At 74.4% G+C, this 16,935-nt stretch carries 2 protein-coding genes and 1 pseudogene; 2 read left to right on the top strand and 1 reads right to left on the bottom strand.

Going from position 1 to position 16,935, the window contains the following annotated elements:
- Positions 1–17 precede the first annotated feature (17 nt).
- Together B0I31_RS37505 and B0I31_RS37500 are read left to right on the top strand one after the other, a co-directional pair.
- Positions 18–10,289 (top strand): annotated as a pseudogene (locus tag B0I31_RS37505) (SDR family NAD(P)-dependent oxidoreductase); the annotation flags it as partial.
- 17 nt (positions 10,290–10,306) lie between these two features.
- Positions 10,307–16,642, top strand: coding sequence for a thioester reductase domain-containing protein (locus B0I31_RS37500; protein WP_425444477.1), 6,336 nt, complete (start codon positions 10,307–10,309; stop codon positions 16,640–16,642).
- A 157-nt stretch (positions 16,643–16,799) separates the two neighbouring features.
- On the opposite strand, the gene B0I31_RS43000 is transcribed toward B0I31_RS37500, so the two are convergent.
- On the bottom strand, positions 16,800–16,935 hold a 136-nt coding region (locus B0I31_RS43000; RefSeq protein ID WP_181320747.1), incomplete at its 5' end, for a carboxyl transferase domain-containing protein.

Below are 16,935 nucleotides of genomic sequence, written 5' to 3'. Positions count from 1 at the left end.
TGTCTGACGACGGCAAACTTCGCGACTACCTCAAGCGGGCCATCGCCGACGCACGGGAGGCACGCAGGCGCCTGAAGGAGGTCGAGGACGCCAACCACGAGCCGATCGCGATCGTGGGGATGGCATGTCGGTACCCCGGTGGTGTGCGTTCGCCGGAAGATCTGTGGAACCTGGTCCGTGGTGAGGTGGATGCGGTTTCGGGGTTCCCGGTGGATCGTGGGTGGCGGGTCGAGGAGTTGTTCGATCCGGATCCGGACAGTGCGGGTCACAGCTATGTGCGTGAGGGCGGGTTCCTCCACGACGCCGATCAGTTCGACGCGGGGTTCTTCGGTATGTCACCGCGTGAGGCTCTTGCGACGGATCCGCAGCAGCGGTTGTTGTTGGAGACGGCGTGGGAGGCGTTCGAGAGTGCGGGTATCCCGCCGACGTCGTTGCGGGGCAGCAAGACCGGTGTGTTCGCCGGTGTCATGTACAACGACTACGGCTCGCGCCTGCGGACCCCGCCGGAGGACTTCGAGGGCTACCTCCTGAGCGGTAGCGCGGGCAGTGTCGCGTCCGGGCGGGTGTCCTACACGTTCGGGTTCGAGGGGCCCGCGGTGTCGGTGGACACGGCCTGCTCGTCGTCCCTGGTCGCCTTGCACCTGGCCGCCCAGTCGCTGCGCAACGGCGAGTGCGACCTGGCGCTGGCCGGCGGTGTGACCGTGATGTCCTCGCCCGCTTCGTTCATCGAGTTCTCGCGTCAGCGGGGGTTGGCGCCGGATGGTCGGTGCAAGCCGTTCGCGGCGGCGGCGGACGGCACGGGTTGGGCTGAGGGTGTGGGCTTGTTGTTGGTGGAGCGTCTTTCGGACGCCCAGCGCAACGGTCACCAGGTACTCGCGGTGATCCGGGGTTCGGCGGTGAACCAGGACGGTGCCTCCAACGGCCTCACCGCGCCGAACGGCCCGTCGCAGCGCCGGGTCATCCGGCAGGCGCTGACCAACGCCCGCCTGGACACGTCCGAGGTGGACGTCGTCGAGGCACACGGCACCGGCACGCCCCTGGGCGACCCGATCGAGGCCCAGGCCCTGCTCGCCACCTACGGCAAGGACCGGCCGGCGGACCGTCCACTGTGGCTCGGCTCGTTGAAGTCCAACATCGGCCACACCCAAGCGGCGGCCGGTGTCGGCGGCGTGATCAAGATGGTGCAGGCGATGCGGCACGGTGTGCTGCCCAGGACGCTGCACGTGGACGAGCCGTCACCGCACGTGGACTGGTCGGTGGGCGCGGTGGAGCTGCTCACCGAAGCCCAGCCCTGGCCGGAGACCGAGGTCAGGCGCGCGGCGGTGTCGTCGTTCGGCATCAGCGGCACCAACGCCCACGTCATCCTCGAACAGCCACCGGTGGCGGAGGACGCGACCGAGCCGGGCACGCCGCCGTCCGCCGTGCCGTGGGTGGTGTCCGCACGCGGTGACGAGGCGTTGCGGGCGCAGGCGGAGCGGCTCCTGGCGACGGTGGGTGACCACGAGCCGGTGGACGTCGGCTTCTCGCTGGCCACGACCCGCGCGGTGCTGCCGAACCGGGCCGTCGTGGTCGCCACCGACCGCGAGAGCGCGCGGGCCGGCCTCGACGCGCTGGTCCGGGGCGAGCCCGTGCCGAACGTCGTCACCGGCGCCGCGGCCCTGTCCGGCAAGACGGTGTTCGTGTTCCCCGGCCAGGGTTCGCAGTGGGCGGGCATGGGCGCGGAACTGCTGGACTCCGCGCCGGTGTTCGCCCGCCGGATGGCCGAGTGCGCCGAGGCCCTCGCGCCGCACGTGGACTGGTCGCTGCTCGACGTGGTCCGCCAGGCGCCCGGGGCGCCGTCGCTCGACCGCGTGGACGTCGTGCAGCCGGTGACCTTCGCGATGATGGTGTCGCTGGCGGCGCTGTGGCGCTCGCTCGGCGTGGAGCCGGACGCGGTGGTCGGCCACTCGCAGGGTGAGGTGGCCGCGGCGTGCGTCGCCGGCGCGCTGTCGCTCGAGGACGCGGCGAAGGTCGTGGCGCTGCGGAGCAAGGTGATCGCGGCCGGGCTCGCGGGCCGCGGCGGCATGATGTCCGTGGCGCTGTCCGAGCAGGACGTCCTGCCCCGCCTGGGTGACGGGCTCGAACTGGCCGCCGTGAACGGGCCGAGGTCGGTCGTCGTCGCGGGCGACCCGGCGGCGCTGGACGAGCTGCACGCCCGCTGCCAGGCCGAGGACATCCGGGCTCGCCGGGTGCCGGTGGACTACGCCTCGCACACCTCGCACGTGGAGAGCATCGAGCAGGACCTGCTCACCGTGCTGGCCGGGCTCGAACCGCGCTCGCCGGAGATCCCGTTCTACTCGACCGTGGACGGCGAGTGGCTGACCGTCCCCGTCGACGCCCGCTACTGGTACCGCAACCTGCGGCAGCGCGTGGGCTTCGCGGGTGCGGTGCGGGCACTCGCCGAGCAGGACCACCGGGCGTTCATCGAGGTCAGCACGCACCCGGTGCTGACGATGAGCGTGCAGGACGCGGTGGAGGCGCACGAGCACGGCGGCACGGTGGTCACCGGCACGCTGCGGCGCGACGAGGGCGGGCTGGACCGGTTCCTCGTCTCGGTGGCCGAGGCGTTCACCGGCGGTGTCGCGGTGGACTGGGCGCGGTGCTTCACCGGCAGCGGCGCGCGGCGGGTCGAGCTGTCCACCTACGCCTTCCAGCACGAGCGGTACTGGCTGGAGGACCGCGCCGGCGCGGGCGACGTCGCCTCGGTCGGCCTGTGGTCGACCAGGCACCCGCTGCTGGGCGCCGCCGTGGAGCTGGCCGACGGTGCGGGCGTGGTGCTCACCGGCCGGTTGTCCACGGCGACGCACCCGTGGCTGGCCGACCACGCGGTGGCGGGCTCGGTGCTGCTGCCCGGCACGGCGTTCGTGGAGCTGGCCGTGCGGGCGGGCGAGCAGGTCGGCTGCGACCGGGTCGAGGACCTGGCGCTCACCGCGCCGCTCGTGCTGCCCGAGAACGCCGGTGTCGCGGTGCAGGTGGTCGTCGGCGAGGCCGACGAGCGCGGACGCCGTCCGCTGAGCGTGTTCTCCCGGCCGGACGGCGACGAGCAGCCGTGGCGACCGCACGCCGAAGGCCGCCTCGCGCCGACCACCGACCACGCACCCGAAGGGCTGGCGGTGTGGCCGCCGTCCGGCGCGGAGGAAGTGGACCTCGACGGCGCCTACGACCGGCTGGCCGAGCAGGGCTACGGGTACGGCCCGGTGTTCCGGGGCCTGCGGCGGGCGTGGCGCGCGGCGGACGAGGTCTACGCCGAGGTCGAGCTGCCCGCGGGCGCCGACGCGGGTGACTTCGTCCTGCACCCGGCGTTGCTGGACGCCGCCCTGCACCCCCTGCTGCCCGGTGTGGTCGACCCGGACGGAACGCCGTGGCTGCCGTTCGCCTTCTCCGGCGTGACGGTGCACGCGATCGGCGCGTCGGTGCTGCGGGTCGCCCTGTCCCCGATCACGAGTGACCCGGACGGTGCGGTGGTCCGGGTGCTCGTCGCCGATGGCGCCGGCGCGCCCGTCGCCGAGGTGGAGCGACTCTCCCTGCGCCCGCTGGACACCGGCGCGGTGCGGCAGGCCCGGACCGCGCGGGACGGCCTGTTCGAGGCCACGTGGACGCCGTTGCCCGCGGGACAGCCCGACGAGTCGTCGTGGGCCGCGGTGGGCGACGTGCCGCACGTCGGCGAGGCGTACCCCGAGCTGACCGCCGTGGCCGAGGGCGGGCACACGCCCGACGTCGTGGTGCTCGCGCTGACCGGCACCTTCGACGGCGACCTGCCCGAGCGGGCACGTGCCGCGACCCACCACGCGTTCGAGGCGGTCCGGGCCTGGCTGGCCGACGAGCGGTTCGCCTCGTCCCGGCTCGTGGTGCTCACCCGCGGCGCGATCGGCGTGGGTGAAGAGGCCGTGACAGACCTCGCGCACTCCGGTGTCTGGGGCCTGGTGCGCAGCGCGCAGTCCGAGCACCCGGGCCGGTTCACGCTGGTCGACACCGACGACGACGCGCGGTCGCACGAGCTGCTGCGCGTGGCGGTCGGCAGCGGTGAGCCGCAGGTGGCGCTGCGGGCGGGCGAGCTGTTCGTGCCCCGGCTGGCCAGGCCGGGCCGCGACGGGGTGGACGCGCCGGACTGGGGTGGCGGCGCGGTGCTGGTCACCGGTGCGACCGGCGCCCTCGGCACGATCCTGGCCCGGCACCTCGTCACCGAGCACGGCGCACGTCGGCTGGTGCTGCTGAGCCGTCGTGGACTGGAGGCGGCGGGTGCGGTCGAGCTGCGGGACGAGCTGACCGCGCTGGGCGCCGAGGTCGTGGTCGCGGCTTGCGACGTGGCTGACCGGGAGTCGTTGGCGGCGGTGTTGGCGGAGCACCCGGTGACGGCCGTGGTGCACACGGCCGGTGTGCTCGATGACGGTGTGCTGACGTCGTTGACGCCCGACCAGGTCGACCGCGTGCTCCGGCCCAAGATCGACGCGGCCTGGCACCTGCACGAGCTGACCCGAGACCTGGAGCTGTCCGCGTTCGTCCTCTACTCCTCGATGGCGGGACTGCTCGGCACGGCCGGTCAGGCGAACTACGCGGCGGGCAACACCTTCCTGGACGCGTTGGCGCAGCACCGCCGCTCGCTCGGGCTGCCCGCCACGTCGTTGGGCTGGGGCCTGTGGGAGCAAGCCGGCGGCATGACCGGTCACCTCGGCGAGCTCGACCTGCGCCGGATGGCCCGCGCCGGGCTGCCCGCGCTGCGCACCGAGGACGCGATGGCGTTGTTCGACGCCGCGCTCACCAACGGCAAGCCGGTGCTGGCCGTCACCGGGCTGGACACCCGCGCCCTGCGCGACCGGGGTGACGACGTGCCGGCCCTGCTGCGCGGTGTGGTCGGTGCGCCCACCCGGCGGGCCACGGCGGCGGGTCACCAGTCCACGTCGTTCGCCCTGCGGCTGGCCTCGCTGCCCGCCGCCGAACGGGAACGCGAGGTGGTCGACCTGGTGCGCGGCCGGGTGGCCGCGGTCCTCGGGCACGCCACGCCGGACGCGGTCGGCCCGGACCGCCCGTTCAAGGAGTTCGGCCTGGACTCGCTGACCGCCGTGGAGCTGCGCAACCAGCTGTCCGCGGCGACCGACCTGCGCCTGCCGACGACGCTGGTCTTCGACCACCCGACACCCCGTGCGGTCGCGCGGCACCTGCTCTCCGAGCTGGTCGGCGACGAGCCCGACGTCGTCACCGCGCAGACCACCGCCGACGCGCTCGACCCGATCGCGATCGTGGGGATGGCGTGTCGGTTCCCGGGTGGTGTGCGTTCGCCGGAGGATCTGTGGAACCTGGTCCGTGGTGAGGTGGATGCGGTTTCGGGGTTCCCGGTGGATCGTGGGTGGCGGGTCGAGGAGTTGTTCGATCCGGATCCGGACAGTGCGGGTCACAGTTATGTGCGTGAGGGTGGGTTCCTGTACGACGCCGATCAGTTCGACGCGGGGTTCTTCGGTATGTCTCCGCGTGAGGCTCTTGCGACGGATCCGCAGCAGCGGTTGTTGTTGGAGACGGCGTGGGAGGCGTTCGAGAGTGCGGGTATCCCGCCGACGTCGTTGCGGGGCAGCAAGACCGGTGTGTTCGCCGGTGTCATGTACAGCGACTACGCCAGCCGCTTGCCCTCTGTTCCCCAGGAGGTCGAGGGCTATCTCCTGAGCGGTAGCGCGGGCAGTGTCGCGTCGGGCCGCGTGTCTTACACGTTCGGGTTCGAAGGCCCGGCGGTCACGGTCGACACCGCGTGCTCGTCCTCGTTGGTGGCACTGCACTTGGCGGCGAACGCGCTGCGCAGCGGTGAGTGCGACCTGGCGCTCGCCGGCGGCGTGTCGGTGATGGCGAGCCCCGGCGCGTTCGTGGAGTTCTCGCGTCAGCGGGGGTTGGCGCCGGATGGTCGGTGCAAGCCGTTCGCGGCGGCGGCGGACGGCACGGGTTGGGCCGAGGGTGTGGGCTTGTTGTTGGTGGAGCGTCTTTCGGACGCCCAGCGCAACGGTCACCAGGTGTTGGCGGTGATCCGGGGTTCGGCGGTGAACCAGGACGGTGCCTCCAACGGCCTCACCGCACCCAACGGGCCGTCACAGCAGAAGCTGATCCGGCAGGCGTTGGCCGGAGCGCGGCTCACGGCGTCCGATGTGGACGTGCTGGAGGCGCACGGCACCGGCACGCGGCTCGGTGACCCGATCGAAGCGCAGGCCGTGATCGCCACCTACGGCAAGGACCGCCCGCAGGACCGTCCGCTGTGGCTCGGCTCGTTGAAGTCCAACATCGGGCACACGCAGGCCGCCGCCGGTGTGGCCGGTGTGATCAAGATGGTGCAGGCGATGCGGCACGGTGTGCTGCCCAGGACGCTGCACGTGGACGAGCCGTCGCCGCACGTGGACTGGTCGTCGGGTGCGGTGGAGCTGCTCACCGAGGCCAAGCCCTGGCCGGAGAACGATCGGCCGCGTCGAGCGGCGGTGTCGTCGTTCGGCATCAGCGGCACCAACGCCCACGTCATCCTCGAACAGCCGCCCGCCCAGGCCGAGCCGGTGGCCACGACCACGCTGCCGGCGGTGCCGTGGCTGCTGTCGGCCAAGAGCGAGGCCGCGCTGCGCGACCAGGCGCGTCGCCTGCTGGAAACCGTGACGCGGCCCGAGGTCGAGCCGGTCGACGCGGCGTGGACGCTCGCGGTCGGCCGTGCGCCGCTGGAGCACCGCGCGGCCGTGGTCGCCTACGACCGCGACGAGGCGTTGGTCGGGTTGCGTGCCCTGGCCACCGGGGAACCGGGGCCGGTGCGGGGCGTGCGCGGCGACGGCAAGCTCGCGATCCTGTTCACCGGGCAGGGCGCGCAGCGGCTCGGGATGGGACGCGAGCTGCACGACGCGTTCCCGGCGTTCGCCGAGGCGTTCGACGCGGTGTGCGCCGAGCTCGACCCGCTGCTCGACCGGCCTCTCCGCGACGTCGTGTTCGGTGACGACCGCGCCCTGCTCGACCGGACCGCCTGGGCGCAGCCCGCGCTGTTCGCGCTGGAGGTCGCGCTGTTCCGGCTGGTGGAGTCGTGGGGCGTGCGGCCGGACTTCCTCGCGGGCCACTCGGTCGGCGAGCTGACCGCCGCGCACGTCGCCGGCGTGCTGTCCCTGCCCGACGCGGCGGTGCTCGTCGCCGCCCGGGCCCGGTTGATGCAGGCCCAGCCGCAGGGCGGGGCGATGATCGCCCTGGAGGCCACCGAGGACGAGGTGCTGCCGCTGCTGGGCGACCAGGTCGGTATCGCGGCGGTCAACGGGCCGTCGTCCGTGGTCGTGTCCGGTGCCGAGGACGCCGCCCAGGCCATCGCGGACGCGTTCACGGCGCGGGGCCGCAAGACCAAGCGGCTGCCGGTCAGCCACGCGTTCCACTCCGCGCACATGGACGGGATGCTCGCCGAGTTCGGCCGCGTCGCCGCCGGGCTCGACTACCGCTCGCCGCGCATCCCGGTCGTCTCCAACGTGACCGGCGAGGTCGCCGACGCCGACCTGCTGGCCACACCGGGCTACTGGGTGCGGCACGTGCGTGACGCGGTCCGGTTCGCGGACGGGGTGGCGACGCTGGCGGCGCAGGGCGTCACGGCGTTCCTGGAGCTGGGACCGGACGGTGTGCTCAGCGCGCTCGCCCAGGAGACGTTGACCGGCGAGGAACGGGTGTCCGCCGCGGTGCGCCGCGGCCGGGACGAGCCCCGTCAGCTGGTCGAGGCGCTGGCCGAGCTGCACACCGCGGGCGTCGAGGTCGACTGGTCGGCCTTCTTCGCGGGCAGCGGCGCCCGGCACGTGACCCTGCCGACCTACGCGTTCCGCCGGCAGCGGTACTGGCTGGACCTGCCGTCCGGCCGCCCGGAGGACGCGGGGTCGGACCACCCGCTGCTCGGCGCACCGGTCGCCGCCGCCGCGGACGGCGGCGTGCTGTTCACCCGCCGGCTCGGCGCCGACGACCTGCCGTGGCTCGACCCGGCCGGCCACGCGGCCGTGCTGCCCGCCACCGCGCTGGTCGAACTGGCGTTGCGGGCGGGCGAGGAGGTCGGTTGCCCGGTCGTGGCGGAACTGTCCGTGCAGGCGCCCGTGGTGCTGCCCTCCGGTGAGGACGTCACCCTCCAGGTGGACGTCGGCACACCGGACGACTCCGGGCGGCGCAAGCTGGTCGTGTACGGCCGCACCGATGGCGCGCCGTGGACCCGGCACGCCGAGGGCGTGGTCGGCCACGACGCCGACGAGCCGCGCGAGGCGGGCGACGGCGGACCGGAGGTGCGGCTGCCGGACGAGCTCCTGCCGTCCGCGGCCCGGTTCGGCCTGCACCCGGTGCTGCTCGACGCGGCGGTGCGCGGCCTGGCCGGTACCGCACCCGAGGGCCACCACCGGGTGCCCACCGAGTGGCGTGGCGTGCGCCTGCACTCCATCGGAGCGCACACCGTGCGGGTCGAGGGTGGCACGGGCGTGCGGCTCACCGACGAGACCGGTCGGGTCGTGCTGACCGCCACCTCGGTGGAGTTCCGCGACGTCGCGGACGACGAGTTCACCGTCGAGGGACGCCTGTTCGAGCGGACGTGGCTGCCGCAGCCGCTGCCCGAGGCCGGTGCCGTGCGGTGGGGCGTGCTGGGCGAGGTCCCGGTCGACCTGCCGGGCGCACCGCGGTTCGACGACGTGGCGGCGGTGCGGGAGGCGGCGTCCTCAGTGGACGCGGTGCTGGTCGCACTGGCCACTTCGGACGACCCGGAGGACGTGCCGGAATCGGTCGCCCGCACGGCGCACCGGGCGCTGTCCGCGGCCCGGGAATGGGTGGCGGACGACGGTCCGGCGGGCGTCCGACTCGTGCTGGTGACGCGCGGTTCGGTCGTCTCCGGGGACCCGGCGGCGGCGGTGGCGTGGGACCTGCTCGTCGCGCTCCAGCAGGAGGCACCCGGTCGGCTCCAGCTGGTCGACCTCGACGGCGACACCTCGGCGCTCGACGCGGTCGTGGGTTCGGGTGAGCCGCAGGTGCTGCTGCGCGCGGGCAAGGCGTCCGTGCCGAGCATCGAGGGCGTGCCGGTCACCGCGGGCGGCGACCAGCCGTGGCGGCCGGGCGGCACGGTGCTCGTCAGCGGCGGTGCGTTGGGCGCGGTGATCGCACGGCACCTCGTCACGGAACACGGCGTCACGCGGCTGCTGCTGACCGGGGGAGCGGAGCCGGCGGACACCGCCGAGCTGACCGCCCTCGGCGCGACTGTCATCACCGCCGACCGTGACGCCCTGGCCGCCGCCGTCGCGGGCCTGCCGGACGAGTACCCGCTGACCGGCGTGGTGCACGTGGCGGGTGAGCGGGACACCGCGCGGGAGGTGTTCGGCCCGGAGCACCTGGACCGGGTCTTGGACGGTGACGTGGCCGCGGCGTGGCAGCTGCACGAGCTGACCCGTGATCACGACCTGGCGGCGTTCGTGCTCCTCGCCCCGCTCGCGGGCACGCCGGCCGACGCGGTCCGCGCCGGTTTCCTCGACGCGCTGGCACGTCACCGCGTCGCCGCCGGACTGCCCGCGGTCTCGATCGCGCGCGGCCCGTGGCGCGGCGTGGACGACGGTTCGGGCGCACGGCCCACGAGCCTGCGCGACGGCCTGGCGGCCTTCGACCGGGCGGTCGCGGCGAACCGGCCCGCGGTGGCGCTGATCATCCCGGAGGAACGGTCGGTGCGCGCGCTCGGCGTGGTCCCACCCGCGCTGCGCGACCTGCTCCGCACGGCGCAACGCGCGGCGGACGCACCGGGCAGGCCGCTGGGCGAGCGGCTCGACGGGCTCTCGCCCGACGACCGGCGCCGTGCCGTGGTCGAGTTCGTCGGCGCGGAGGTCGCGGCCGTCCTGGGCCACGGCTCGGTCGACGGGATCGGCCTGGACCAGCCGTTCCAGGACCTCGGCTTCGACTCGCTGACCGCGGTCAACCTGCGCAACCGGCTCAAGAGCGCCACCGGGGTGGAACTGCCGGTGACGCTGGTGTTCGACCACCCCACGCCCGCCGCGCTCGCCGAGCACCTGCTCGACCGGCTCGCGGGCAGCGACGGCGCGTCCGTGCTGGCCGAGGTCGACCGGCTGGAGGAGCTGTTCGACTCGGTGGCCGACGAACGGCTGCGCGGGTCGGTGGTCGAGCGGCTGAACGCGTTGCTGGCCCGGTGGAACGGCGTGCCGGAGCACCGGGACGAGACCGACACCGTGGCGGACCTCGACGGCGTATCGACCGACGAGCTGTTCGCCTTCATCGACAACCAGCTCGGCCGGGCGGACTGACCATGGAGGAGACAGTGGTGGCCAAGGAAGAGAAGCTGGCCGAGTACCTGAAGCGGGTCACCGCCGACCTGGTGAAGACCCGGCAGCGGGTGGCGGACCTGGAGGCGGAGCGGCAGGAGCCGATCGCGATCGTCGGCATGGCCTGCCGCTACCCCGGCGCCGTCCGGTCGCCGGAGGACCTGTGGCGGCTGGTGGTCGAGGAGCGCGACGCCGTCACCGAGTGGCCCGCCGACCGCGGCTGGGACGTCGAGGCGCTGTACGACCCCGACCCGGACAAGCCGGGCAAGACCTACGCCCGCACCGGCGGGTTCCTCGACGACGCCACGATGTTCGACGCGGGCTTCTTCGGCATCTCGCCCCGCGAGGCGCGGTCGATGGACCCGCAGCACCGCGTGCTGCTGGAGACCGCGTGGGAGGTCTTCGAACGCGCGGGCATCGACCCCGGCACGCTCAAGGGCAGCAACACGGGCGTCTACGTCGGCGTGCCCGAGGAGACCTACCTGGGGCTCACCGCGCCCGAGGAGTTCGAGGGCTACCTGATGACCAGCAAGCTGGGCAGCGCGGCGTCCGGCCGGGTGGCCTACGCGCTCGGGCTGGAAGGGCCCGCCGTCACGCTGGACACGGCGTGCTCGTCGTCGCTGGTCGCCCTGCACCTCGCCGTGCAGGCACTGCGGCAGGGTGACGTGGAGCTGGCCGTGGCGGGCGGTGTCACCGTCTACGGCCACCCCGGCGGGTACGTGGACTTCTCCCGCCAGCGCGGGCTGTCGCCAGACGGCCGCTGCAAGTCGTTCGCCGCCACGGCGGACGGCACCGGCTGGGCGGAGGGCGTCGGCCTGCTGCTCGTGGAACGGCTGTCCGACGCGCGCCGCAACGGCCACCGCGTGCTGGCGGTCGTGCGCGGCTCGGCGATCAACCAGGACGGCGCGTCCAACGGCCTCACCGCCCCCAGCGGCCCGGCCCAGGAGCGGGTGATCCGACAGGCGCTGGCCAACGCGCGGCTGGCACCGTCCGATGTGGACGTCGTGGAGGCGCACGGCACCGGCACCCGGCTCGGCGACCCGATCGAGGCGCAGGCGCTGATCGCCACCTACGGCCAGGGCAGGCGTCGGCCGTTGTGGCTCGGTTCGCTCAAGTCCAACATCGGCCACACCGTCACCGCCGCCGGTGTCGGCGGCGTGATCAAGATGGTGCAGGCCATGCGGCACGGCGTGCTGCCCAGGACGTTGCACGTGGACGAGCCGACACCGTTCGTGGACTGGTCGCAGGGCGCCGTGGAGCTGCTCACGTCCGCGCGGCCGTGGCCGGAGACCGGTGCGCCGCGCCGCGCGGGCGTGTCGTCGTTCGGGGTGAGCGGCACCAACGCGCACGTCGTGCTGGAACAGGCACCGGCACCGGAGGACGCGGAGCCGGAACCGACCGTCCCGCCCGTCGTCACGTGGGTGCTGTCGGCCAAGACCCCCGAGGCGTTGCGCGACCAGGCCCGGAGGCTGGCGTCGTCCGCCGACTCGGCCAACCCGGTCGACGTGGCCCGCTCGCTGGCCACCACCCGGGCCGCGCTGCCCGAACGCGCGGCGGTCGTCGCCACCGACCGTGACGGGTTGCTGGACCGGTTGCGCGCGCTGGCCGAGGACGAGCCCGTGCCGGGCGTCGTGCGCGGACGGGCCGCGCGGACCGACCCGGAGGTCGCGTTCGTGTTCCCCGGGCAGGGCACGCAGTGGGTCGGCATGGCGGTCGGGCTGCTGGACTCCGCGCCCGCGTTCGGCGAGCGGATCGCCGAGTGCGGCAAGGCGCTGGCGCCGTTCGTGGACTGGGAGCTGGAGGACGTGCTGCGCGGCCGGGACGGCGCGCCGCCGCTGGACCGGGTGGACGTGGTGCAGCCCGCGCTGTGGGCCGTGATGGTGTCCTTGGCGCACCTGTGGCGGCAGCACGGGGTGCGGCCGTCCGCCGTGGTCGGGCACTCGCAGGGCGAGATCGCGGCGGCGTGCGTGGCGGGCATCCTCTCGCTGGACGACGCGGCACGCGTGGTGGCGCTGCGCAGCCAGGCGATCCGGCGGGTGCTCGCCGGTCTCGGCGGCATGGCGTCGATCGCGCTGGACGCCGACACCGTCCGCGCCCGCCTCGCGCCGTGGCGGGACGAACTTCAGGTGGCCGCCGTCAACGGGCCGCGGTCGGTCGTCGTGTCCGGTGCGTCGGGACCGCTGGATGAGCTGCTGGCCGCGCTGGAGGCGGAGGAGGTCCGGGTCCGCCGGGTGCCGGTGGACTACGCGTCGCACTCCGCGCACGTCGAGCTGCTGCGCGACGAGCTGGCCGAGCTGCTCGCACCGGTCCGCCCCGGCGCGGCGGAGATCCCGTTCCTGTCCACGGTGACCGGCGCGTGGGTCGACGGTCCCGAGCTGGACGCCGGCTACTGGTACCGCAACCTGCGGCAGACCGTGGAGCTCGCACCGGCCGTCCGGGCGCTCGCCGACCGCGGGTTCGGCCTGTTCGTGGAGGTGAGCCCGCACCCGGTGCTGACCGGCGCGATCCAGGACACCGTGGACGACGCGGGCCGGGACGCGGCGGCGATCGGGTCGCTGCGGCGCGACGAAGGCGGCCTCGACCGCTTCTGGACGTCGCTGGCCGAGGCGCACGTGCGCGGCGTGCGGATGGACTGGGACGCGGCCTTCCCCGGTGGGCGGGTCGTCGACCTGCCGACCTACGCGTTCCAGCGGGAGCGGTACTGGTACTCGTCGGCGGCCTCGACCGCGGACGCGGACGGGCTCGGCCTGCGTGCGGCGGACCACCCGCTGCTGGGCGCGGCGGTCGCCGTGGCGGGGTCCGACGAGGTGCTGTTCACCGGCAGGCTGGCGGTGTCGGCGCACCGGTGGCTGGCCGACCACGAGGCGCACGGCTCGGTGGTGCTGCCGGGGTCGGCGCTGGTCGAGCTGGCGGTGCGGGCGGGTGACGAGTTCGGCTGCACCGTGGTGGACGAGCTGGACGTCGTGGCGCCACTGGTGTTCCCCGCCGGCGGCGGCCTGCACGTGCAGCTGAAGGTCGGCCCGCCGGACGCGGACGGTGGGCGCGCGTTCGCCGTGCACGCCCGGCCCGATGGCGGTGAGGCGTCGTGGACGCGGCACGCCACCGGTCGGCTCGCCGTCCACGGCCCCGACGAGGGCTTCGACCTCGCCGAGTGGCCGCCCGCGGACGCCGAGCAGACCTCGTCCGGCGGGTGGCGGCGTGGCGCGGAGGTCTTCGCCGAGGTCGAGCTGCCCACCGGGGTCGACGCCACCGGTTACGGGCTGCACCCGGCGTTGCTCGACGCGGCGCTGCGGGCACTCGGCGGCCCCGGGCTCACCACGACCCGGTGGCGCGGCCTGCGCCTGCACGCCTCGGGCGCCACGGCGGTGCGCGCCCGCCTGCAGCCAACGGACGGCGAAGCGGCGGCGTTGTGGCTCGCGGACCGCACCGGGCGTCCGGTCGCGTCGGCGGAAGTGGCCTGGCGGCCTCTCACCGCCGCCGAGGTGACCGTCGCGGGCGCGCGGCACCACGACGCGCTGTTCCGCCTGGAGTGGACGCCGTGGCAGCCGAGCCGGTCGGGCACCGCGCCACGGCTGGCCGTGCTGGGTGACGTGCTCACCGAGGCCGTTCCCGACGCGCTGCGGGACGTCGAGCGGTTCCGCGATGTGCCCGGTGTCGCCAAGGCCGTCGAGTCGGGCACGGCACCGGACGCGGTCGTCGTGGTCGTGCCGCCGTCCGGTGACGACGTGGTCGGCGAGGTGCACGACCTGACCCGCCGGGTGCTCAGGCTGGCGCAGGACTGGCTGCCCGACGACCGGCTCACCGGCACCAGGCTCGTCGTGGTCACGTCCGGTGCGGTGGGTGGTGCCGACCTCGCCGCCGCCTCGGTGTGGGGCCTGCTGCGCTCGGCCCAGGCCGAGTCACCGGGCCGGATCGCCCTGGTCGACCTCGACGGCACCGACGAGTCGTGGGGGCTGCTCGCCGCTGCCGTGACGTCCGGTGAGCCGCAGCTGGCCATCACGGGCGGTCGGGTCACCGTGCCGCTGCTGCGCCGCGTGACGCCGCCCGCCGCGACGGCCGAACCCCGGTGGAACCCGGACGGCACCGTCCTGATCACCGGTGGTACCGGCATGTTGGGCGCGTTGTTCGCCCGGCACCTCGCCGCCGAGCACGGTGTGCGGCACCTGCTGCTGGTCAGCAGGCGCGGTCGGGAGGCGGCGGGCGCCGACGAGCTGGCGGCCGACCTGACCGCGCTCGGCGCCCGCGTCACCATCGCGGCCTGCGACACCGGCGACCGCGCGGCGCTGGCCGCGTTGCTGGCCGACGTGCCCGCCGACCTGCCGCTGACCGGTGTCGTGCACGCGGCCGGTGTGCTGGACGACGGCCTGATCCCGTCGTTGACCCCGGAACGGCTGGCCGCCGTGCTCGCGCCGAAGGTGGACGCCGCCTGGCACCTGCACGAGCTGACCCGGTCGGCGCAGCTGTCCGCGTTCGTGCTGTTCTCCTCGGTCGCGGGCATCATCGGCGGTCCGGGCCAGGCCAACTACGCCGCCGCGAACACGTTCCTGGACGCGCTCGCCGAGCACCGCGCCTCGCTCGGCCTGGCCGCCACGTCGGTGGCGTGGGGCCTGTGGGCGCAGGCCGGCGGCATGACCGGGCAACTGGACGAGGCCGACCTCAAGCGCATCGCCCGCGCGGGCTTCCGCCCGATCGAGTCGGAGACGGGCACGGCGATCCTCGACACCGCCCTCGGTCTGGGCGCACCGGCGCTCGTGGCCACCCCGTTCGACGCGACCGCGCTGCGCGGCTCCGGTGCCGTGCCGCCGGTCCTGCGGGGTCTGGCCCGCGTGCCCACCCGGCGCACCGCCCAGGACACCGGCGTGGACGCCACCGCGCTCGCGGCCCGGCTCGCCGGGCTGCCGGAGGCCGAGCAGCGGCGACTGGTGCTGGACGTGGTCCGCGCCGAGACGGCCGTCGTGCTGGGGCACGGCGACCGGAGCGCGATCCACCCCGACCGGACGTTCCCGGAACTGGGCTTCGACTCGCTGACGTCGGTCGAGCTGCGCAACCGGCTCGGCACGGCCACCGGTACGCGGCTGCCCGCCACCGCCGTGTTCGACCACCCGACCCCCGGTGCGCTCACCGGGTTCCTGCTCGGTGAGCTGCTCGACCGGCGGACCGGCGCGGCGGTCGTCGACTTCGCGGCGGAGGTCGGGCTGGCGGACGACATCGTGCCCGCGGCGGAGGTGGTGGACGTCGTCACGGATCCGGGTGACGTGCTGCTGACCGGCTCGACCGGCTTCCTCGGCGCGTTCCTGCTGCGCGACCTGCTGCGGTCGACCACCGCACGGGTGCGCTGCCTGGTCCGCGGCGAGGACGAGGCCGACGCCGTGGACCGCCTGCGCGACAACCTGAAGTGGTACCGGGTCGAGTCCGAAGTGGACTTCGCGCGGGTGTCGGTCGTCGTCGGTGACCTGGCCCGGCCGCAGCTCGGGTTGACCGAGGAGGCGTTCGACGCCCTGGCCCGCGAGGTCGACGCCGTCTACCACGCGGGTGCGGCGGTCAACTGGCTCCAGCCGTACACGGCGCTGAAGGCGACCAACGTGACGGGCACCGAGGAGGTGCTCAGGCTCGCCGCCCGGCACCGCACCGTGCCGGTGCACCACATCTCCACGACCGGTGTCTTCGCCAAGCCGATGCCCGAGGGCAGGCCCGCCCGTCCGGACGACCCGATCGGCCCACCGGAGGAGCTGCCCAACGGCTACACGCAGAGCAAGTGGGTCACCGAGCAGATGCTGGGGCTCGCGTCCGAACGCGGCCTGCCGGTGACGGTGTACCGGGTGGACCTGGTCTCGGGCGACCAGCGCAACGGCGCCTGCCAGACCCGCGACTTCGTCTGGCTCAGCCTGCGCGGCCTGCTCGAAGCGCGGGCCGTGCCCGCGGACCTGGTCGGCGGCTTCCACATGCTGCCGGTGGACTACGTCAGCGCGGCCGTCGTCGCCCTGTCCCGCAAGCCCGCGGTGACCGGGCGGACCCTGCACCTGTACAACCGCAGCGACATGGCCACCGCGGACATCGTCGGCCACCTGCGTTCGTTCGGGTACGAGCTGGCGGAGCTGGACCGGGACACCTGGCGCGCCCGCGTCGCGGCGGACCCGGACAACGCCATGACGCCGCTGCTGGACGCGTTCGACATGGTGACCTCGCCCGGTGCCACGGTGTACCCGCCGATCGACGCGAGCGAGACCGAGCAGCTGCTCGCGGAGGACGGCCTGCGCTGCCCGGAGATGACCGTGGACCTGCTGAAGAAGTACGTCGGGTTCTTCGTCGAAGTGGACTACTTCCCGGCCACCTGAGCCACCGTCCAAGGAGGCGCCGCTTTCCCGGCGGGCTCCCCCCGGTGCCGCGTGCCGCCCGTTTCCCCCAGTGCGGGCGGCACGCGGCACACTTCTTTTCCTTGAAGCAAGGAGAAACGCCCCGCCGGGATCTCCGACGGGGCGTTTCGCTTCCCTGTTACAGCGGTGTGTTGCCGTGTTTGCGGCGGGGTGGTTCGGTGCGTTTGTCGCGGAGTGCGTTGAGGCCGCGGGCGATGGCGGCGCGGGTGTCGGCGGGGTCGATGACGTCGTCGACGAGGCCGTGTTCGGCGGCG

Source organism: Saccharothrix carnea (genome assembly GCF_003014735.1).
In the GTDB taxonomy this organism is placed as follows: domain Bacteria; phylum Actinomycetota; class Actinomycetes; order Mycobacteriales; family Pseudonocardiaceae; genus Actinosynnema; species Actinosynnema carneum.
This window is presented reverse-complemented; position numbering and strand designations above follow the sequence as displayed.